General features: G+C 40.6%; 14 protein-coding genes. 10 read left to right on the top strand and 4 right to left on the bottom strand.

What is annotated here, in order from left to right:
* Window positions 1-30 precede the first annotated feature (30 nt).
* From WD048_05985 to WD048_05975, 3 genes are all read left to right on the top strand, one after another.
* Window positions 31-1257 carry a pyridoxal phosphate-dependent aminotransferase gene (locus WD048_05985; protein MEX0811747.1) on the top strand — a complete coding sequence of 409 codons (1227 nt, stop codon included), beginning with the start codon at window positions 31-33 and terminating at the stop codon, window positions 1255-1257.
* Window positions 1258-1430: 173 nt separating this feature from the next.
* The gene (gene mfd, locus WD048_05980) at window positions 1431-4820 is read left to right on the top strand and encodes a transcription-repair coupling factor (protein ID MEX0811746.1); all 3390 of its coding nucleotides are present in this window, start codon (window positions 1431-1433) and stop codon (window positions 4818-4820) included.
* Between the two features lie 93 nt (window positions 4821-4913).
* Window positions 4914-8126 carry an ATP-dependent DNA helicase gene (locus WD048_05975; GenBank protein ID MEX0811745.1) on the top strand — a complete coding sequence of 1071 codons (3213 nt, stop codon included), beginning with the start codon at window positions 4914-4916 and terminating at the stop codon, window positions 8124-8126.
* 21 nt (window positions 8127-8147) lie between these two features.
* Here the strand turns inward: WD048_05975 and WD048_05970 are convergent, their stop codons facing one another.
* On the bottom strand, window positions 8148-9335 hold the full coding sequence (locus WD048_05970) for an AAA family ATPase (protein MEX0811744.1): 1188 nt from the start codon (window positions 9333-9335) through the stop codon (window positions 8148-8150).
* A 200-nt stretch (window positions 9336-9535) separates the two neighbouring features.
* Between WD048_05970 and WD048_05965 the strand changes: the two genes are divergently transcribed.
* Complete coding sequence (locus WD048_05965) at window positions 9536-11332, top strand: alkaline phosphatase D family protein (protein ID MEX0811743.1); 1797 nt, start codon at window positions 9536-9538, stop codon at window positions 11330-11332.
* Window positions 11333-12151: 819 nt separating this feature from the next.
* On the opposite strand, the gene WD048_05960 is transcribed toward WD048_05965, so the two are convergent.
* Genes WD048_05960 through WD048_05950 form a run of 3 tightly spaced genes read right to left on the bottom strand, consistent with a single transcriptional unit; the run spans window position 12152 to window position 15680 of the window.
* Window positions 12152-12724: a uracil-DNA glycosylase family protein gene (locus WD048_05960; GenBank protein MEX0811742.1), complete on the bottom strand. Its 573-nt coding sequence runs from the start codon at window positions 12722-12724 to the stop codon at window positions 12152-12154.
* 21 nt (window positions 12725-12745) lie between these two features.
* Window positions 12746-13522: a peroxide stress protein YaaA gene (yaaA, locus tag WD048_05955; protein ID MEX0811741.1), complete on the bottom strand. Its 777-nt coding sequence runs from the start codon at window positions 13520-13522 to the stop codon at window positions 12746-12748.
* Window positions 13523-13562: 40 nt separating this feature from the next.
* Complete coding sequence (locus WD048_05950) at window positions 13563-15680, bottom strand: M43 family zinc metalloprotease (protein ID MEX0811740.1); 2118 nt, start codon at window positions 15678-15680, stop codon at window positions 13563-13565.
* A 163-nt stretch (window positions 15681-15843) separates the two neighbouring features.
* Between WD048_05950 and WD048_05945 the strand changes: the two genes are divergently transcribed.
* The 6 genes from WD048_05945 to WD048_05920 all read left to right on the top strand — a co-directional run bounded on the left by WD048_05945 (window position 15844) and on the right by WD048_05920 (window position 20489).
* Window positions 15844-16623: an enoyl-CoA hydratase-related protein gene (locus tag WD048_05945; GenBank protein ID MEX0811739.1), complete on the top strand. Its 780-nt coding sequence runs from the start codon at window positions 15844-15846 to the stop codon at window positions 16621-16623.
* 124 nt (window positions 16624-16747) lie between these two features.
* Window positions 16748-17212, top strand: coding sequence for a PIN domain-containing protein (locus WD048_05940; protein MEX0811738.1), 465 nt, complete (start codon window positions 16748-16750; stop codon window positions 17210-17212).
* The gene (locus WD048_05935) at window positions 17199-17375 is read left to right on the top strand and encodes a hypothetical protein (protein ID MEX0811737.1); all 177 of its coding nucleotides are present in this window, start codon (window positions 17199-17201) and stop codon (window positions 17373-17375) included. Before WD048_05940 ends, WD048_05935 begins: the two co-directional genes overlap by 14 nt.
* A 59-nt stretch (window positions 17376-17434) precedes the next feature.
* Entirely contained in the window at window positions 17435-17578 is a 144-nt protein-coding gene (locus tag WD048_05930; GenBank protein MEX0811736.1) for a hypothetical protein, read from the top strand.
* Window positions 17579-17745: 167 nt separating this feature from the next.
* Window positions 17746-19131: a class II fumarate hydratase gene (gene fumC, locus WD048_05925; protein MEX0811735.1), complete on the top strand. Its 1386-nt coding sequence runs from the start codon at window positions 17746-17748 to the stop codon at window positions 19129-19131.
* Between the two features lie 65 nt (window positions 19132-19196).
* Window positions 19197-20489, top strand: a complete 1293-nt coding sequence (locus tag WD048_05920; protein ID MEX0811734.1) for a PKD domain-containing protein — start codon at window positions 19197-19199, stop codon at window positions 20487-20489.
* Window position 20490: the final 1 nt, after the last annotated feature.

Raw genomic sequence — 20490 nt, 5'->3', positions numbered from 1 at the left:
CAATACCTATTTCACTTTAAGTTTACAATTATGCCAAGTATATCAAATAAAGGAAAAAACATGCCGGCATCGCCCATCAGGAAATTGGTGCCTTATGCAGAAGCTGCAAAAAAAAGAGGGGTACATATTTACCACCTCAATATTGGTCAGCCGGATATAGAGACGCCCAAGCAAATGATGGACGCTGTGCGAAATATTGATTTTAAAACCCTGGAATACAGCCATTCTGCGGGATTTGAAAGTTATAGAAAAAAACTACTGGCCTATTATAATATCATAGGAGTTGATTTAAATTTAGAAGATTTGATAGTGACTACAGGTGGCTCTGAGGCTATTTTGTTTGCACTGATGTCCTGCTTTGATGAAGGGGATGAAATTATTATTCCCGAGCCTTTTTATGCCAATTACAATGCTTTTGCAACTGCCGCAGGGGTGAAGATCAATCCGATTGTATCGAGTATTTCCAATGGGTTTGCACTGCCGCCCATTTCTGCTTTTGAAAGTATTATTGGAGAAAAAACCAAGGGCATCATCATTTGTAATCCGAATAACCCGACCGGCTATTTGTATTCTAAGGATGAATTGATGGCATTGCGCGAATTGGTCTTAAAACATGATTTATTCCTTTTTGCAGATGAGGTTTATCGGGAATTCATTTATGGTGATGAATCGCATTTTTCCGTTTTAGAATTGGATGATGTGGAGCAAAATGTAGTGGTGGTAGATTCTATTTCAAAACGCTACAGTGCCTGTGGTGCGAGAATTGGCGCTTTAATAAGTCGAAACAAAAATGTGATGCAAACAGCTTTGAAGTTTGCGCAGGCACGATTGAGCCCTCCAACATTTGCTCAAATTGCAGCTGAAGCAGCTACGGATGTGCCACAGTCCTATTTTGAGTCTGTAAACAAAGAATATATTGCCCGCAGGGATTTGCTGGCAGAAAGATTAAATAAAATTGACGGGGTGATTTGCCCCATACCAAAAGGAGCTTTTTATGCGATGGTAAAATTGCCCGTGTCCAATACAGAGGATTTTTGTAAATGGATGTTGGAATCCTATAGTTACGAAGGAGCTACGGTGATGATGGCACCCGGCTCCGGTTTTTACAGCACACCCGGAATGGGTATGAATGAAGTACGTATAGCCTATGTGCTCAACAAAACGGATTTATCAAAAGCTTTGGATTGCTTGGAAAAAGGCCTGGAGCGATATTGTACAGAAGTTGAGCAGGATACGCAGTATTATAATCAGGCTTGAAGGGACTTCAAATTCACCCAGAATCATGGTTTAAATAAATCAAAGCTGTCAATAATATAGATAGCTGAAAAACATATCCTTAAACCTGAATGTTAAATAATTTCCGAACGCAGTTTCTTTTATCAAAACAGAAGCCGGCTTTTTAGCCCTTTTGTTTAGATTTGCGCCACTGAATGAACCTACAGGAACTCCTGGAACAATACAAGTCGGATCAACGACTGAAAACACTGGTAGAAACGACCAGTGAGGGGAATTCCAATGTCCATATCAAAGGCCTGACCGGCTCGGCAGATGCTGTAATTGCCTCGGCAGTTTATCAAATGACTCCCCGTCAGCATCTTTTTATATTGCCCGATAAAGAAGAAGCAGCTTATTTTCAGAATGCTTTGCAAAGTCTATTGCAGCGAAAGGACGTATTCTTTTTCCCCGACTCTTTCAAAAAACCCGGAAAATTCCACGCCATCAACAGCAATAATATTCTGCTGAGAACAGAGATGGTAAACAAGATCAGCCATTCTGAAAACAAAGGGGAAGTGATGGTGACATACTCCGAAGCACTTTTTGAAAAAGTAGTGCGCAAGGAAACCCTGCAAAAAAATATTGTGAAAATTAAGCTGGGTGAGCAACTCGATGTAGATTTTCTAATAGATGTGTTTATTGAATATGGTTTTGAACGCGTAGATTTTGTTTTTGAACCAGGACAGTTTTCAGTGCGGGGCGATATCGTAGATATTTTTTCCTTTGGTAATGAGTATCCTTATCGCATAGAGCTGTTTGGAGAGGAAATTGAATCTATCCGCCTGTTTGAACCAAACAATCAGCTTTCTACCAGGAAGATCAGTTCGGTTAGTATTGTCCCCAATATTCAGACCCGCTTTGAAAACGAGGAAAAAAGCAGCCTTTTTGACGCATTACCGAAAGATACTGTGCTTTGGATAAAAGATGCCAATTTCACTAAAGAGGTTTTAGACAATTGCTTTGAAAATGCAGTGGAAAAATTCAGGGAAATTTCTGAAGAGGATTATGAAACTGAAGAAGAGGAAGACCTGAGCAATTTCTTTGAAAAAGAACCTGCTGAAACCTTTGAAAGAGCCGTGGATTTTCTCAGTAATTTGAAAAAATTCCCCCTCGTAGAATTCGGGAATCAAAGCCATTTAAATGCGCAAAAAACTTTTGTTTGGAATACGCAGCCTCAACCGGCATTCAATAAAAATTTTGACCTGCTGATTGAAGATTTGAATAAGAACAACAAGGCCGATATTCGCAATTTCATATTTGCAGAAAACCCAAAACAGATTGAGCGTTTCTACAGCATTTTTGAAGACCTGAAAGCTGAGGTTGAGTTTTATCCTATTCCGGTTGCCATTCACAATGGATTTATAGATTTCGATCTCAAAGTAGCATGTTATACAGATCATCAGATATTTGATCGCTATCACAAATACAAAGTGAAAGAAGGCTTTTCCAAAGATCAGGCCTTGTTGCTTCGACAATTGAAATCGCTACAGCCCGGAGATTTTGTCACTCATATTGATCACGGAGTGGGCACCTATTCAGGATTGGAAAAAATAGAAGTAAACGGGCAAATGCAGGAGGCTGTCAGGCTCGTTTATCGCGATAATGACTTGCTGTATGTCAATATCAATTCCCTGCATAAAATCAGTAAGTATGTCGGTAAGGAAGGCACTAAACCAAAAATAAATAAGCTCGGTAGCGATGCCTGGGAACAAGTCAAAAGAAAAACAAAAAGAAAGATTAAGGACATTGCAGAAGACTTAATCAAACTATATGCTAAAAGAAAGGCAAGTAAGGGCTTTGCTTTTAACCCCGACACCTATCTGCAATCGGAATTAGAAGCATCTTTTATTTATGAAGACACTCCCGACCAGGAAAAAGCCACAGCAGATGTAAAAGCCGATATGGAAAAGGAATATCCCATGGATCGCTTGGTTTGCGGTGATGTGGGCTTTGGAAAAACAGAAATAGCCATTCGCGCAGCGGCAAAGGCAGTAGCTGACGGGAAGCAAGTGGCAGTATTGGCTCCAACCACTATTTTGACTTTGCAGCATTATAAAACATTTAGAGACCGGCTGGAAAATTTTCCTGCCAAAGTTGCTTTGCTCAATCGCTTTAAATCAGCCGGACAAAAAAAAGAAACCCTAAATGAATTGAAAGGTGGAAAGGTGGATATTCTTATTGGAACACATGCCATTGTGGGCAAGCAGGTTGATTTTAAAGACCTGGGTTTACTGATAATTGATGAAGAGCAAAAATTTGGAGTAGCTGTAAAGGAAAAGTTGAAAACAGTAAAGGCCAATGTAGATACATTGACACTCACTGCTACGCCAATTCCCCGCACCATGCAGTTTTCTATCATGAATGCCCGGGATCTTTCAGTAATTCGGACTCCTCCGCTCAATCGGCAGCCCATTCAAACTGAATTGCATGTGTACAACGATCACATTGTAAAAGAGGCCATTGAGTATGAGATTTACAGAGGAGGACAGGCTTTTTTCATTCACAATAGGGTGAAGGATATAAAAGATATTACAGCCATGCTCAAACGCTTGTGCCCAAATATAGATTTTGGTATTGCACACGGACAAATGGACGGCAAATCTCTGGAAAGTACCATGTTGCGTTTTGAACAGCGGGAATTCGATGTGCTGGTTTGCACCAATATAATAGAGTCCGGTGTAGATATCCCCAATGTGAATACCATAATCATCAATAATGCACACTGGTTTGGCTTGAGCGATTTACATCAATTGCGAGGCCGTGTTGGTCGCTCCAACAAAAAAGCATTTTGTCATTTGTTCTGTCCGCCATTGAGCAGCCTAAGTTCTGAATCGAGAAGGCGTTTGCGCACTATAGAAGAGTTTTCGGACCTGGGCAGTGGGTTTAATATTGCCATGCGCGATTTGGATATTCGCGGTGCAGGAAATTTGCTGGGCGGTGAGCAAAGTGGTTTTATCTCTGAGATTGGTTACGATATGTACCATAAAATTCTGGATGAAGCTGTAGTTGAACTCAAGCAAAATGAATTCAAGGAATTGTTTAAAGAAGAGCTTGAAAATGAACATCAGTTTGTGCGCGATTGCCAGATTGATACAGATCTGGAAATGCTGATTCCGAGTGATTATATCAATAAAGTAGATGAGCGACTGAAAATCTACACCGACCTGGACAATATCGAAAATGAAGAAGCACTTTTAAAATTCAGAGATCAGCTGATTGATCGCTTTGGCCCCTTGCCAAAAGAAGTTGCTGAATTGATGAACGGCCTGCGTCTGCGCTGGACAGCTAAAAGGCTCGGGTTTGAACGTATTGTTTTTAAGGGAAGAAAATTGAAATGCTATTTTCTGCAAAACCAGGACAGCTACTATTACCAAACGGAGATCTTTTCTTCCGTTTTGCGCTATGTGCGCGAGCATCCCAAAAACCTGAATTTAAAGCAGAGCAAAAAATTCCTTATGCTGAATATCGAAAATATCAAAAGCATGCGCGAAGCAAAAGAACAGCTCAATAGCATTGAGGAGTTTATGAAAAAGGAAGTGGTCTAGCATAGGTCTTCGCAACTTCGCCTTTCCATTCTTCAGCACATTTTACACACTCATCATTTCCTTTCTTATCTTTAGAATTCTCAAAATCACTCTATGAATTTCAAAGCCAACCAAACATTTCTGGAAGAGTTAAAAATGCTGAATCCGGCACAAAAAAACGCTGTAGAAAGCATTGAAGGGCCGGTAATGGTGATAGCTGGCCCCGGTACGGGTAAAACCCAAATCCTGGCTGCTCGCATTGGTAATATCCTGATGGAAACAGATGTTTATCCCGAAAATATCTTGTGCCTCACCTATACCGATGCAGGGGCTGTGGCTATGCGCAAGCGTTTGAATAAATTCATAGGCCCCGATGCTTATAGGGTGAATATTGGCACTTTCCATGCTTTTTGCAATCAGGTGATACAGGATCACCCCGATGTTTTTGGCTACAGGGAATTGGAGGCACTATCCGAACTGGAGGAAGTAGAACTGCTGATGGAATTGATCAAAAATTTCGACAATGACCATCCCCTAAAGCGCTGGACAGGAGATGTTTATTATGAAAGAAAGCGCTTGCAGGCACTTTTTCAAACCATGAAAAAAGAAGATTGGACGTATGATTTTTTAAAGCAAAAAGCAGAAACATACCTTGAGGATTTACCCAACCGGGAAGAATATATTTACAAAAGAAAAACCAAAACAGCCGAAAAAGGAGACCTGAAGCAAGACAAGATTGACAAAGAGCAAGAAAAAATGGAAAAGCTGCTGGCCGGAGCTGCCGAGCTGGAAAATTATGAAAAGCTAAAAGCAGAAAAAGGCCGCTACGATTTCAATGATATGTTGCTTTGGGTAATCAACGCTTTTAAAGAGAATGCCACATTGCTGGCCGAATACCAGGAGCGCTATCAATATGTGCTGGTAGATGAATTTCAGGATTGCAACGGTGCGCAGAATGAATTGCTCAATCAATTGATCGATTACTGGGACAATCCCAATGTATTTGTGGTAGGCGATGATGATCAGTCAATTTTTCGCTTTCAGGGTGCCAGTGTAGAAAATATTATGCATTTCAGAGCGGATTATGAAGCAAGCCTGAAATTGATCATGATGACTGAAAATTACCGTTCCTCTCAGAAAATCCTGGACGCTGCCGGCCACTTAATCGCCAATAACAGTGAACGACTGATCAATGAAGTGCCCAATTTGTCAAAAGACCTAAAAGCGCGTGCAATCGAATTTTCAAATTCTGAAGTACGCCCTGTATTGCGCACCTATCCCAATATGGCCCAGGAGATAGCGCATATTTGCCTTGAGATAAAAACACTGAAAGAACAGGGGGTAAACCTGAATGAAGTGGCCGTAATCTACGCCAAACACAGTCAGGCAGAGGAACTTATAAAATATATGAATCACCTGGAAGTGCCGCTCAATGTCAAGCGCAGGGAAAACATCCTCGATTCTGTATTTATAAAAAAGGTGCTCGATATCCTGGAATATATTTCAGAAGAAATTCGCGTGCCTTTTAGCCGCGGGGATATGCTTTTTAAAATCCTGCATTTTGATTTCTTTGGACTCAATCCATTGGAAATTGCCGAACAAGTAGCTGAAAACAGAACCAATTACAAAAAAAGCCTGCGCAAAGTATTGGCCGATTTGCCAGCTTCAAAAGCCCCTGATTTATTTTCAGCACCCATCCGATCGGAAGAACGATTGAAACAAACTGCCGCAATGCTCGAAGGGTTTATCCGCGACAGTCAAAATCTCACACTGCAAAGTTTGTTTGAAAAGATCATTAGCAAAGGCGGTATTCTAAAATATGTGGTGCAATCCCCCTATAAATTTGACCTGATGCAGGAACTCAGCACTTTGTTTGAATTTATCAAGGAATTAACCCTTAGGGATTCTAAAGCACATTTGCCCGAGCTTTTTGATACCATTCGCAAATTGCAGGACAATAAAATTGCGCTTTCTGTGCAAAAAATCCAGCAATCAGAATCAGGAATTAACCTACTGACCTGCCATGCATCCAAAGGCCTGGAGTTTAAATATGTTTATATGATCGGTGTGCACAGCAGCAACTGGGAGAAAAAAAGGGGGGGCAATCAGAACTTTTCCTTTCCCGATAATTTAGCTGCGGGGCAAAAAGACAGCGACCGCGATGAGCAGGATTTAAGACGTTTGTTCTATGTAGCTATGACACGCGCCAAGGAGCATTTGTACATCAGTTACCCGGAATACGATCTCAATGATAAGGAGCTGGAGCAAAGTCGCTTTATAGCCGAACTGCAGCAGGGGGATTGCCTTAAAGAAGAGCGGCCATCGCTCAGTCCAGATGCACTGCTTGAGTTTAAAATGAAAGTGTTGGAAGAAAACCCTTTACCGGATATAAAATTGATAGAAAAGGACAGGCTACAAAAAATCCTGGAGAAATATACACTCAGCATTACCCACTTGAATACCTTTTTGAAATGTCCGCGTAGCTTTTATTACAAATATATGCTCAAAGTACCGGCTGCAAAAAATCAGCATATGGCATTTGGCTCGGCTGTGCACTATGCTCTGGAACGTCTTTTTAAAGATATGCAGGACAGTAAAGCTGATCAATTTCCCGCTAAAGCAGATATGCTCAAATACTTTGACTGGTACATGCAAAAGCATCGCGACTCTTTTACGGATGAGCAATATGAAGACAAGAAAAACTATGGACACAAACTCTTGCCCGAATACTACGATCACTATATTGATGAGTGGAATAAAGTAGTAAGCGTGGAGCGCTCCATAAAAGGTGTGGAATCAGAGGGGGTACCACTGAATGGTAAATTGGATAAACTCGAGTTTTCGGGTGAAATGGTGAATGTGGTAGATTATAAAACCGGGCAGTATGATAAATCCAGGAAAAAGAAGCGTTTTGACTCGCCCAAAGAAGAATGGAAAGATCCAGAAAATCCTACGCATGAGGAAAAATATGGCGGGGATTATTGGCGGCAAGCTGTTTTTTATAAAATATTGGTAGATGAATTTGTGAAAAACGATCTGGATAAAAACTGGAAAGTTCTTTCTTCAGAATTTGATTTTGTTGAGCCCGATTCAAAAACCGGAGACTTCCACAAGGAAAAAATCCCTATTACAGATGAGGCTGTTAAAATTGTAAAGTCACAAATAAAATCCGCTTATGAGCGCATTGTAGCCCTTGACTTTCAGCATGGTTGCGAAGAGGAATACTGCGAGTGGTGCAATTTCACCAAATCGCATTTTACTGAACTGAAAACCGCAGAAGCACCGGAAGAGGAATTGGAAGAGCGTTTGCCTGAGGGTGGGGAGTGAAAAAAATCAGTTTTTCAGCTCTCAATTCAAAAAACCAAAAAGCCACAGCGGTATTTTGTTTTCAAATCCATATTCAATCATATCGGCAGCCAAGTAAGCATTTTTCAAGTTTTTAATCTGCTTTTTACCCTTTGACTTTCCGCCAATTTCAAAAGTGTATTTTTCTTCCACCAGAAAATCGCCCTGCTTTGTATAAGACACGGCATACCTTGTGTCCACTTGGTTGTAGAAAAATATTTCTCGCTCAGCGCCTTTATTGATATTGCTTTGGCAAATGGCGTGTAGCAAATTGGAGTTGTGTAAATACACCTTTTCGGGCTTTGCCATTTGGGCATCGCTGCTCTTTTTACTGTGCAGTAATTTGATCAATTTCGACTCTTCCAGATATTTCAAATACAGCATGACCGTATTTCTGGAAACCTCCATGTCTCCAGCCAATTTGGAAATATTGGGCTGATAAGGTACCGAATGCGCCAGGATGGAAAGCAGCTTTTTCAATTTGTGCAAATAGCGCACTTCCACATGCCTCAAATAAGGCAGGTCAATTTCCATCATCAGACTCACGGTATTCATCAATTTCCGGTGATAAGTATTTTTATTTTCCAAATAATAGGGATAATGCCCGTATTTCAAATATTCATCAAAATAGGCCAGAGGCTTCACTTTTTTCACAATTTCCTTGCTGATTTGCTCATGCGATTTAATCATTTCTGCCAAAGAAATCCTTTCAAAATTTTGCCCTGTCTCAATATTCAGGAATTCCCTGAAAGACAAGCCTTCCATATTGTACATTACGGCCCTTCGGCTGAGGTCTGCATTGCCATCTTGAATGTGCAGCACGGAAGATCCGGTAAAAACCACCTTGAGTTTTTTGTAGCGATCGTAAATATTCTTCAACTCCTGCGACCAATTGGGATACTTATGTATTTCATCCAAAAAAAGGTGCGTCCCACCTCTTTTCACCCACTCATCGGCCAGTTCAACCAAGGTGTTGCTGCTAAATTGAATATCATCCGTACTTACATAGATGGCCTTCTGTGGTTTTTTGATTTCCCCTTTAATATAGGTCAATAAAAAAGTGGTTTTACCCACTCCCCTGGCTCCTGTAAGTCCTATCAACCTATCATTCCAGTCTATGTCTATCGTTTTCCGATAGCGAATTTCTAGCTGTTCAGTATAGGTGGTATGTAATTCTATTAGCTTTTCCATTTCTTAACTTGTTATCCAAAGATATCACTTTTAATCCAAAATTGCAATCCACACATTGCAATTTTAGTTTTAATTTGCTATTTGCTAATAGCAGTTTTGATTTTGGAATGAAAATTATTCATTGCTTAATAATGTTTTCACCTAGCTATAAATGCTTTTTGCTAAATTGTAAATATTATTCAAATCACAATCTAAATTTCATGCAAAAGTCCTTTTTCACCGCTTTTTTTGTCTTAATAGTTTATTCATTATTTGCCCAAAACATCACCCATGGCCCTGTTATAGGGGGCGTAACTCCAGAAAAAGCCAGAATGTATATCCGCGCGGATTCTGTTCAAGCTTTTACCATAGAAATGGATACGGACAGCAATTTTTCTGCGCCCATTTCATTTGCCAATACCACAAATGCCAATTTGGACAATAGTGTGATTACGGATTTGACGGGATTGCAATCGAATACCAGATACTACTACAGAGTAATGTTTGATGGAATGGCAGATCAGCGCAAGGGCAGTTTTAGGACTTTCCCGCAGGATGGAGAAGCAGGGCATTATGTTTTTGTAACGGGTTCTTGTCAGGAAACACCCAATATGAAAACCTATGAGTTGATGCCCACTTACGAACCTCATTTGATGATCCACACGGGAGATTTTTCCTACCCCGATTATCAAATTGCCAATGGCTATCCAAATGATTACGCAAGAGTGGAAGAAGGCTACAGAAAAAGATACGAAGAACCAGAAATGGTGGAAATGCTCTGGGATGTGCCAATTGCCTACACCCCCGATAATCACGACAATTGGGGGAATTCCAGTATTGGCAATCTCAGGCCAAAAAACAAAAGCGTGAATGGTAAATTGGTCAATTATATTGAAATTGACTCGGCTACGCAGCAAGGAAAAGACAATTGCCTAAAGGCCTATCAAGATTTTTTCCCGGGCTACAAGCTGGTTGATTCCACAAAGGCATATTACCGCAAATTTACCATGGGAAATATCGAGTTTTTTATGCTCGATACGCGTTCACTTTCCACGCCCTACAGCGAAACATTTCGATTTGATACCAATGACAGCTTATGGGTTTTTGACCCAAAGCCCGGACAGAGCATTGTAGGGCAAGATCAGATGAATTGGCTGCTGGATGGCTTGAGCAATTCTACTGCTGACTGGAAGTTTGTGGTTTGTGGTGTTCCTTTTAATAAGAAAATTAAAACCATCATTGATGTGGGTTTGTCTTTGCAGAGTTTTGAATTTGAAGTAGCAGGTGAAACGGGGACCGGCTTCCGTTTGGCAGCAAGTATGTCCGATTGGTGGGGCGGTTTCCCCGATGACATCAATAAATTACTCAACCATGTAAAGGGAAATGGCATAAATGGCGTGATGTTTATCAGTGGCGACACGCACCACAATGTGATGGATACGGGAGAAAATTCTGGATTGCCCGAAATCAACGCCAGTGGATTGAGTGTGGCTACTACTGAATTGGCTTATCAGATTGCCCAGTATGCTTCTCTCCTTGGGCAACCTCCAATTACCGATTCGCTTTGGAATGCGGGAGGTAATGGCTTGTACAATGAGAATTTCAAAAATGCCTTTGGAAAAATAGAAGTCTTTGGACGCGATTCCGTTCAGATGTGCATTATAGATGAAGATGATGTAACCCTTTCCTGCATGACCATTTACCCTGATGGAAAAGTGGTTAGCATAGAAGAGTTGAATCCAGATGCCCGCTTCTTGGAAGAAAATTGGATTGGCAATATTTACCCCAATCCCAATAATGGCAAAATGCGCATTGAACTGAATGAAACACTGCCATTTGAGGAAATCCAGGATTTATCGGTGATTTCCATGGACGGTAAAATTTACAACAATAGGATTGCTCCCATTAATGGCCATTCATTCGAACTATATGTGCCCAATCTTTCGAGCGGCATTTATTATGTAGTGCTGAAAAACAAGGATGGAAGATTTGCTTATAAATCATTTGTGAAGCTGTGATTGAAAATCACGCAAAGTAAACAAAGGAATTTTCCTTTATAATCCTTTTCAATTCTGTCAAAACCTCCTCCCTAAACCACGGGTTCTTTGCCTGCCAGATATTGTTTCTTGGAGAAGGGTGTAGTATTGGAGGGTATTTTACTAGAAGAGAACCTAAAATCGAAGCGAAGACTTCCAAAGTCTCAAAGACTTGGGAAGTCTGGGGTTTATCTGATAGCTTGTGTTAATTGAAGGTTTTGTATTTTACATCTAAAAAAATTGAGAGAGGGTACCTTATATCATCTGTACAATAGAGGCAATAATAAAGAGCAAATATTCTTCAATGAAGAAAATTACTTTTATTTCCTGCATCTTTTCAAAAAGTATTTAAATGATTATTTAGACATGTTTTCGTATTGTTTGATGCCAAACCACTTCCATTTTTTTGTCAGGATAAATGAAGTTGACTCAGAAATTTTAAGAGAAGCCTTTAGGGTGTTTTTCATGACATATTCTAAAGCCATTAACAAGCAACAAAACAGAACTGGTAGTTTATTTCAAAAAAAAGTTTAGAAGAAAAGAAATCGCTGATCAAGATTATTATTCTGCTATTATCGCTTATATTCATTACAATCCAATTAAAGCAGGTTTATGTTATAGATTTGAAGATTGGAAATTTAGCTCCTACAATGCTATCATCAGTGATAAGCCAACTATGGTACAGAAAAATGAAGTGTTGGAATGGTTTTCAGGGATAGAAGCTTTTATTCAATTTCATGAAGACTACAGAGGTTATCAGGACGATAAATTAAAGGACATTCTATTTTAAGTCTGGGTAAATCAGATTTCCAGCACTGCATTCACTTTCTTTTCCAGCGCAGACAAAACCTCCTCCCTAAACCACGGGTTCTTTGCCTGCCAGATGTTGTTTCTTGGCGATGGATGTGGCAAAGGGAAATATTTGGGCAGGTAATTTCTGAAGTTTTTCACTGTAGCCGTTAGCGTTTTTTCAGCCCGCTTTCCTAAGTAATATTTCTGCGCATAATTGCCAATCAGCAGGATTAATTCAGGATTCATTTTTTGGAGCAAAGCCTTGTGCCAAAGTGGTGCACATTCAGGTCGTGGAGGTAGGTCACCACTTTTGCCGGTACCAGGATAGCAAAACCCCATAGGTATAAGTGCTACTATTTCAGGATTGTAAAACACCTCCTTATCAATGCCCAGCCAGGCTCTCAGGTTATCCCCGCTTTTATCGTCCCAGGGAATGCCGGATTGATGCACAATTCTGCCTGGCGCCTGTCCAATAATTACCAGTTTGCTTTTCGGACTTGCAGTTAAAACTGGATTGGCCCCTAAAGGCAAGTGCGGTTCACATTCTTTGCAATTCCTGATTTTACCAAGTAAAGCATCCATACAAAATGGAAGCTACAAAAATTATTGTTTTCCCTCACGGGTAAAAACCCATTCCTTGCCTTTGCTCAGGCGATCATTGTAACTGTAGCCATCCAAATTAAAACTTTTGATATCTTCCGCTTTCTCAATTCGGTTTTGGATAATATAGCGACACATCAGGCCGCGGGCTTTTTTGGCAAAAAATGCAATGATTTTGTACTTGTCCCCTTTCCAGTCTTTGAATTGGGGTGTGATGATTTCTGCCTCAATCTTTTTGGGCTGAACGGATTTCCAGTATTCATTGCTCGCCAGGTTGACCAGCACTTTTTCTTTTTGACCTTTTAAAGCGTCATTGAGTGCCAGGGTGATTTGGTCGCCCCAAAACTCGTAAAGGTTTTTCTTTTGTCCCACTTTCAATTTGGTGCCCATTTCCAGGCGATAAGGCTGCATCAAATCCAGCGGACGCAACAGCCCGTATAATCCAGATAAAATACGCAGATGGTTTTGTGCATATTTTAAATCAGCAGCGGATAAGTTATCTGCATCAATACCCTGGTACACATCGCCCTGGAATGCCCGTAAAGCTTGTTTGGCATTATTGGAATCAAAAGGCAATGAACGGTTTTGATTGCGATTGTAATTCAGGTTGGCCAGCGATTCGCTGATGTTCATCAATTCCGACAACTGTTTCCTGCTTTTCTTTTTCAGAACAGCATTCAGCTTTTCAAAAGCATCAGGAAAAAGTATTTCCGAGTATTCATTTGTTTTCGGGTCACTTTCAAAATCAAGACTTTTGGCAGGGGAAACTACGTAAATCATGTGTGTCTATAATTTAATGTGTTACATTGGAAATGCGAATTTAATAAATACTCAGTTTATGTTGTTCTGCATTTTCGCCATCAAATACTTCTATAATATACATGCCGCTGCTCAATTTACCTGCATCTATTTCCAGCCTATTGTTCTGTAGCTTTCCATAATATTTTTGCATCAGCAATTGCCCGCCCAGGCTGTAAATTTTGATGGCTGCCAATTTAGGAGCATGGTCTTTCCATTCAATTACAAACTGTCCACTGTTGGGGTTGGGGTAAATGGATGAGCTGTTTTGAACTGCTGCGGGTGTATTTATTGATGTAGGCAAATTCGATGAATCAATGGCCACAAACATATCGAAACCAGCTTCCACAATATGACCGGAACCAACCTGATCAGCAGTTTCCACAATCAATTGCATAGTAGAAGTGACCTGTATCACAGAATTTAAATTCACCGAATTAAATCCCCATTCGTTGCCGTCCTGAGTATTGAAATCCAGTGTTTCAAGTGTTACAGTCTGACTGCCATTGGAGAGCTTTATAATCAGCTCATCATCGGGAGTGCTCCCTGCCTGTCCCCCATCATTGAAAAACCAACGATAGTAATTCAGATATGGCCTTTGATAATTGCTCGGGTCAAAAACAGGTGAAGTCAAAATTGTATTTCCATCGTCCACATCATCATTACCAGCTTGTCCTCCACCGTTGCCAGTAGCAAAACAAAAACTTCCAAAATCCTCTTCAACATCTGCCCCAGGGTTTGAGGGCTGGTTATTAAAAGAAGTTCCAATCGGAATTCCACGCTCCCAAATACCGGTACTTGCGTTGCCTGAAACTGTCCAGTCAAAATTCATGATAAAGTCATCGTAGTAAACTCCCGGGACAATCTCAATTTCAATTCCGCTGGTATTGCTCTGCAAATCAAATGAAGGGTTGTGCAATTTGGTCATATAGCCCCATTTGCCGGCATACACCTCATAAGTACCTGATTTGTAGGTGTTTCCAGTAGTGAATTGCCCATCGGCATCACAGGTGATTTCATAGCGCGCACCAATGCTGTTCAAAACAACTTTGGCAAAAGGCACGCCCGCTCCGTTTAAAGCATTCCTTACTGTACCGGTAAAATTATAGGAAGGGCCGGGCGTAACTCCATCGCTTGTTTTTATACTTGCCCTACTCGTATTCAATACTCCCAGCATGACATCAGCTTGTCCTTCGGTGAACATAAACAAACAGGCATCATCGGAATAATCCATATAGTTCATCCACATATCAGGTAAGTCAACGGGTGTTTCGGTACAGGTGTTTTGACTGGGACTGAAATTGCAACCGTAATTGGCCTCGTCAATTGGTGGGGTGTCGCAAATACGGTCTCCGGAAAAAGTACAGGTTACTGGGTCATTTCCGGCACAGGCACTTCCAGCAAATGTGTGTTCCAAACCAAGCCAGTGACCTATTTCATGTGTAGCGGTTCTTCCAAGGTTAAAATTTGTATTGAATGGATTATCGGGAGTTTTGCCATAATACCTGTAACCAATCACTACTCCATCACCATCGGGTGAAGTGCCCGGGAAAGTGGCATATCCCAAAATATTTCCTGAAATAGATGTCACCCAGATATTGAGGTATTGTGATGGATCCCAAATACTGGCAGATTTGAAGGTGTCAGTCCAGTTATTCCCATTTAATGAATTTCTTGTTATTCCATTAGTGGCATTTCCCTGTTCATCAAATTCTGCCATGCGAAACTCAAGATCAAGGCTGCCAATAGCATCTTCAAAAACTGCGGGGACATCACTTATATCAGCATTTTGCGCATTGAAATCCTTATTCAAAACCTCTATTTGTGATAGAATTTGTGCATCCGAAATATTGGTGCCCTGCCCCACCGTATTGTCCGAATCATCGTGATAAACATGAACTACTACGGGAATGACAATAGCTGCCTGTGATTTGGCCGAAACATTATTTTGGGAAAAACTGCGGGCATCCATTCGCATCTTTTCAAAATCAATGGCAACCTGTGGGTTTTTATCGATTAATTCCTGTAGTAAATCATCAGTACCACAGGTTCTGTGGCTTTGGGCGATTACCCCGATGCTTAAAAAGCAGGTTAAAAGAAATGATAAAACAAAATATTTATTATTGGAAACAAATAGCATAAACAGGTTTTTGTTTTTTTAATTCTATATTAATAGTTGGAGTAATTTTAAATTCCTGACAGCAAAAATACAATTTCCATAACCCTAAGAGGAAGGTTTTTGTTTTGAAGAGCAATTATAAAAAACAATTGCTCTCCCTATATTTGCAAAAAATCAAAATAACATGAGTTACGAATATCTGAAAGTAGAGCAAAAGGAAAATGTACAGGTGATTTTGATCAACCGGCCTGATAAGATGAACGCTTTGAACCGGGAATTGATCAGGGAATTGGGCGAGGCCATTCAAGAAGTTTACGATAATAAGGAATTGAATGGTGCTGTGATCAGCGGAGTGGGCAATAAGGCCTTTGCTGCCGGTGCGGATATTGCCGAATTTACCGGCTTGACTTCTGTTGATGCAAGATCGCTCTCAGAAGCAGGACACCGTGTTTTTAATAAAATAGAAAATTGCCCCAAGCCCGTAATTGCAGCTGTGAATGGTTTTGCGTTGGGCGGTGGTTGTGAATTGGCCATGGCCTGTCATATGCGCATTGCGGGTGAAACAGCCCGTTTTGGTCAACCGGAAGTCAACCTGGGCATTGTCCCCGGATATGGAGGTACGCAACGCATGGCTCATCTGCTGGGAAAAGGAAAGGCTTTTGAATTGCTGATGACTGCCGATATGATCAACGGGCAAGAAGCCAAAGCAATGGGATTGGTCAATAAATTGGGCCACAACGATTCACTGGTGGATTCGGCCATTGAGATCATCCAGAAAATTGCGGCCAAAGCACCACTTGCCATTGCCGGAGTAATCAATGCTATAAATGCGGCCTACACAGATGGTGTAAACGGATACCAGACCGAAATTGATGAATTTGCCAATTGTGCCAGTTCTCAGGATTTTCAGGAAGGTGCCAGTGCATTTCTGGAAAAAAGAAGAGCAAATTTTAAAGGGGAGTGATTTTTGTTTGATTTATTTACTGCGTGTTCAAAACAGAACTGAAAGAAAGAATTATTTGTAATTATCTTTGAATAAGAAGCTGGATAGATGACAAATTCCTGGCTAACATTGAAGCCCTAAAGAAATGATGAAAAAAGTGTACATTGATACTTCTGTTGTAGGAGCTTATTATGACAAAGAGTTTAAATACTGGACAAAATTGTTTTTCAACTCTGTTGAAAGAGGTGAATTTAAGTTGGCAATTTCTGAAATACTATATGCTGAATTAAGCAATGCTCCGCTAAGAATTAGGGAAATACTTCAAAAAATTCAGGAAAACAACAAAATTTATGTAGAGTACAATAGTGATGCGCGCAAGTTAGCTGATGAATATTTAAATTCTAATGTTGTAGGCCACAAAAGCATAACCGATTGCAGGCACATAGCTACAGCCACAGTTAACCAAGTTGAAGTACTGGCCAGTTGGAATTTCAAACATATTGTCAATCTTAATAAAATTCATTTGTACAATGGTGTTAATATTCAGCAAGGCTATAAAAGCATAGAAATAAGAACTCCAAGAGAAATATTGAATTATGAAAACAGATGACAGAAAACAAAAAAAAAGACAGGATTCATCAAAAAACATTGATGCTGTCAAATTAATGAGGAAAATCCGGGATAAAATGGATCGGGATTTAATAGATATGGATTTTGAGAAGGAAAAAGAATACTTCAAAAAAAAGGCAGAAGCTTTTACAAAATCAAAATAGTTTCATTTAAGAAAGTGATTTGCAAATTGTGCTGATTAAATCATAAAAGAGCAAAGGCTATGATTTCTATTGATGACAATTCTGAATCGGATGAGGAAAAGTTATGGCTTAAATCCATATTGAACAATCCAGCATTTGATTTTTTGAAGGAAAGCGAAGAGGGTATTTACTCAATAAATGATGGAGAACCATTAAATGATTAGGCACTCAATAGTTTTGGTTCCATTTCCTTTCGATGATTTTCAGCCACAAAAGTCAGATCTGCTATTTGCTTCAGCTCTAAATTCACGATTAGAAACATATCATTTCAGCATTTATTTCCAGCAAAATATTTAGCCGAACAATATATTTTGTAAATTTTAATATACTTATGAGAAAAGAAAAAGACAGTATTGGAGTGATTGAAGTGCCTGCCGATAAATATTGGGCAGCACAAACACAAAGAAGTATCCAGAATTTTAAAATCGGAGGGCAGCAAATGCCGCTTGAGATCATCAAGGCTTTTGCCATTTTGAAAAAATCGGCTGCATTGACCAATCAGGAATGTGGCGTATTGGATGCGAAAAAAGCGGAATTGATTGCCAAGGTATGCGATGAAATCATAGCCGGCAAACACGATGACCAATTTCCGCTTGTAGTTTGGCAAACGGGCTCCGGCACCCAATCCAATATGAATGTAAACGAAGTGGTGGCCAATCGCGCCCATGTTTTGAATGGCGGTGATTTAAGTGATGAACAAAAATCCATTCACCCAAATGACGATGTCAACAAATCACAATCTTCCAATGACACTTTCCCAACTGCGATGCACATTGCTGCCTACAAAATGCTGCTGGAAACCACCATTCCCGGCATTGAGGCATTGAAAGCTACATTGGAAGCCAAGTCAAAGGAATTTATGAAAGTGGTGAAAATTGGTCGCACACATTTTATGGATGCCACGCCTTTGACTTTGGGACAGGAGTTCAGCGGATATGCTTCCCAATTGGATCATGGGCTAAGAGCTATAAAAAACACATTGGCGCATTTGTCGGAATTGGCACTGGGCGGAACGGCTGTTGGCACGGGCATCAACACACCTGAAGGCTATGCGGAAAAAGTAGCTGCTAAAATTGCAGAGTTGAGCGGTATTCCATTTAAATCTGCCGAAAATAAATTTGAAGCATTGGCAGCCCATGATGCCATTGTAGAGGCGCATGGTGCATTGAAAACAGTGGCCGTGAGCCTGATGAAAATCGGAAATGATATTCGCATGTTGGCTTCAGGCCCCAGAAGTGGTATTGGGGAAATCACCATCCCTGCCAATGAACCCGGTTCCTCCATTATGCCCGGCAAGGTAAACCCCACACAGGCCGAGGCCATTACTATGGTTGCCGCTCAGGTGATTGGAAACGATGTGGCCATCAGTGCCGGTGGCATGAACGGACATTTTGAGCTGAACGTGTTCAAGCCCATGATGGCTGCCAATTTTCTGCATTCTGCCAGATTGATAGGCGATGCCTGTGTTTCCTTTAATGAAAATTGCGCCAAAGGCATTGAACCCAATCATACTTTTATTAAGCGCAACCTGCAAAACTCATTGATGTTGGTTACCGCACTCAACACCCATATTGGTTACGACAATGCGGCAAAAATCGCCAAAAAAGCACATGCCGATGGCACTACATTAAAAGAAGCTGCGCTAGAATTCGGTTTGCTCACGGCAGAAGAATTTGACAAATGGGTAGTGCCTGAAAACATGGTGGGTAAAATATAGTATGAACAAATAGATTTTTATTAATTTAACGCTTTCATTTTCTACAAACCCAAACAAACAACATTATGAAACGCTTTATTTTGACTTTTTTCAGTCTAACCCTGTTTTTTGCACTGCGGGGATTTGCACAATGCCCTGATCCAAGTATTACAGCCGATGGCTTTCATCCGCAACCTGAAGATTTGCCCTGTATAATTAATAATGGAACAGCATACAGTGAAACCGTTCAGGTAAATGTGCCAGCTTCTTTTGACACTACACTTCCCTTAATCGGTCCAACTACTGTTACCATCGATAGTATTAGAATCGATTCTATCAACAACAGACCTACTGGAATTGCTTACTCTTGCACCCCGTCAGATTGTGTGTTTGAAGGTGGAAGTGCAGGTTGTGTTACATTCTCTGGCAGCACAACCGATCCAGCAATGGATTATGTGTTGGAAATTTATGCTACTGCCTGGGTAAAAGTGGCTGGCTCTCCCCAAACATTTTCAGGATTTGACATCAGTCAGGCTGGCCTGGAATATTATTTAACTGTTATTAGTGAGTGCGACAACTGCCCGAATACAGGAGGAGAATTTACAGCTGATGCTTTAGCCAATAACCCCGATATATGCGTTGGCGGTAGTACTACACTAAGTGTAGATATTACAGATTCTGGAAACAGAGGGCCATATACTTATGAATGGTCTGATCCTTCAAATAGCTTAGATAGTAATACTGTCGCAAACCCTGTTGCTAGCCCGGCAACATCCGAAACATATAATGTTACTGTCAGCGATACCTGCGGTAATACTACAATTTCTTCTGTTGACGTAAATGTTATTACCGGACCAGCAGCAAGTTTCGGTGTAAGCGATAATGGCAACGGAGCGTTTTCTTTTGATGCTTCTGCATCAACTGGTGTTCCCACCTTAATTTATGACTGGGATTTTGGTGATGGAAGTGCAGCAGGAAGTGGAGAATTAACCACGCATACCTATACTGCTGAAGGCACTTACGATGTAGTATTAACTGTTACGGATGATTGTGGCGCTTCTGATGATCATACTGAACCTGTCGATGTAATTATTACTTCCGTAAACGATCTTTCCCAGGCGGTGGATTATGTAAAAGTTTATCCAAACCCCAACAATGGTACTTTTGAAGTACGCATCAAATCTGCTGATATCAAAAGCAATTACAGTCTCAGGCTAATGGATTTGCAGGGCAAGGAGATTTATGCCGAAAGTGTTTCCAACCAAAATGTTGAATTCAAAAGAAGCATGAACTTCAACCACCTGAATGCCGGAATGTACTTCCTGCACATCAGTTCCGATGGCCTGACTTATGTTGAAAGGTTGGTGATCCAAAAGTAAG

It is taken from the genome of Chitinophagales bacterium, from assembly GCA_040877935.1.
Classification (GTDB): Bacteria; Bacteroidota; Bacteroidia; order Chitinophagales; family CAIOSU01; genus JBBDNB01.
The sequence above is the reverse complement of the archived record's forward strand: the minus strand, read 5'-3'. Positions and strand labels throughout refer to the sequence as shown.

Excerpts from the sequence above, each read along its gene's own strand:
- WD048_05985 (MEX0811747.1), top strand. The coding sequence starts at position 31 with ATGCCAAGTATATCAAATAAAGGAAAAAACATGCCGGCATCGCCCATC.
- mfd (MEX0811746.1), top strand. The coding sequence starts at position 1,431 with ATGAACCTACAGGAACTCCTGGAACAATACAAGTCGGATCAACGACTG.
- WD048_05975 (MEX0811745.1), top strand. The coding sequence starts at position 4,914 with ATGAATTTCAAAGCCAACCAAACATTTCTGGAAGAGTTAAAAATGCTG.
- WD048_05970 (MEX0811744.1), bottom strand. The coding sequence starts at position 9,335 with ATGGAAAAGCTAATAGAATTACATACCACCTATACTGAACAGCTAGAA.
- WD048_05965 (MEX0811743.1), top strand. The coding sequence starts at position 9,536 with ATGCAAAAGTCCTTTTTCACCGCTTTTTTTGTCTTAATAGTTTATTCA.
- WD048_05960 (MEX0811742.1), bottom strand. The coding sequence starts at position 12,724 with ATGGATGCTTTACTTGGTAAAATCAGGAATTGCAAAGAATGTGAACCG.
- yaaA (MEX0811741.1), bottom strand. The coding sequence starts at position 13,522 with ATGATTTACGTAGTTTCCCCTGCCAAAAGTCTTGATTTTGAAAGTGAC.
- WD048_05950 (MEX0811740.1), bottom strand. The coding sequence starts at position 15,680 with ATGCTATTTGTTTCCAATAATAAATATTTTGTTTTATCATTTCTTTTA.
- WD048_05945 (MEX0811739.1), top strand. The coding sequence starts at position 15,844 with ATGAGTTACGAATATCTGAAAGTAGAGCAAAAGGAAAATGTACAGGTG.
- WD048_05940 (MEX0811738.1), top strand. The coding sequence starts at position 16,748 with ATGATGAAAAAAGTGTACATTGATACTTCTGTTGTAGGAGCTTATTAT.
- WD048_05935 (MEX0811737.1), top strand. The coding sequence starts at position 17,199 with ATGAAAACAGATGACAGAAAACAAAAAAAAAGACAGGATTCATCAAAA.
- WD048_05930 (MEX0811736.1), top strand. The coding sequence starts at position 17,435 with ATGATTTCTATTGATGACAATTCTGAATCGGATGAGGAAAAGTTATGG.
- fumC (MEX0811735.1), top strand. The coding sequence starts at position 17,746 with ATGAGAAAAGAAAAAGACAGTATTGGAGTGATTGAAGTGCCTGCCGAT.
- WD048_05920 (MEX0811734.1), top strand. The coding sequence starts at position 19,197 with ATGAAACGCTTTATTTTGACTTTTTTCAGTCTAACCCTGTTTTTTGCA.